At 39.1% G+C, this 986-nt stretch carries 1 protein-coding gene; it reads right to left on the bottom strand.

Annotated features, from left to right (window positions below):
- Positions 1–147: 147 nt before the first annotated feature.
- Positions 148–986: ATP-binding cassette domain-containing protein (locus GJS40_RS00030; protein WP_270895180.1), on the bottom strand; the 839-nt coding region annotated here is incomplete at its 5' end.

Below are 986 nucleotides of genomic sequence, written 5' to 3'. Positions count from 1 at the left end.
TATACTGTAATATTTCATTTTACAACCTCCTACTTTGTATATTATACAAGAAAGTAGGAGGTATTTCAACAATAATTTTTGACTTTTATATATTTTTATAAAGTTTATGTCATCTGCACTTCACCCCCATTTGCATGCGGACGCTCTCTATTCTTTCGTAATCATGTAAGTAATAATTTCTTCCAACTCCAGTGCTTCGGCGGTTTCCCATTGAATGTTTCGTTTTTCTAAAAACATTTCGGCAAGAGGGGCACATTTTGTCACAAACGTGTTGCCGTCTCTTTCTATTTCTCCGGGAACAGGTTCTGTTGGTATATTGCCCCGAACCCAAAATCGCTGATATTTTTCGGTTAATTCTTCTTTTTCAAACATTCCAAGCGTTTTCCCTTTTTTTAACACGACGAGGTAATCAGCCAGTTTTCGAATATCTTCGACTTGATGTGTCGCAAGTAAAATGGACCGTTCCCCTGCGTCTAACCATTCAATCAATACATCCATCAGCACTTTTTTCGCAGGTATATCCAGAAAAGAAGTTGGCTCATCTAAAATAAGAAATGGAGTATTGCGGGGAATCGTCAATGCCAACTTCATTTTTTGCTGATCCCCGGGAGACAGTTTCTCCATCTGTTTCGTCGTCGGTACATCAAACTGACGCACTAGTTGCTCATATAACGATTCATCCCAATCGTCATACCAAGTGGAAATAATTTCCCTCCATTGTTCTCCGGTATATGGAATAGGACCGGATAGTTTTTGCGGTAAGTAAGAAATGTCTTTTTTCCACGTGTCATCTATGTTGTCAACCTTTTCTCCCCGTAATTGGTATGTTCCTTTGTCTTGTTTTACTAATTGCATCATCATTTTAACTTTACAGCCAAGAAGTCTCTCACTTCTAAACGTGAAGGTGCTTTTAGCACCAGTGAAAGTGGGAGATGAATTGGCTTCGGACAAGGACAGGCTTTGCCTGTTCAATTGTCCGACATTTT

The sequence above is a fragment of the Aliibacillus thermotolerans genome (genome assembly GCF_027853235.1).
Classification (GTDB): domain Bacteria; phylum Bacillota; class Bacilli; order Bacillales; family Marinococcaceae; genus Aliibacillus; species Aliibacillus thermotolerans.
Note: the sequence above shows the minus strand (reverse complement) of the source record. Positions and strands in the feature narration are given on the sequence as shown.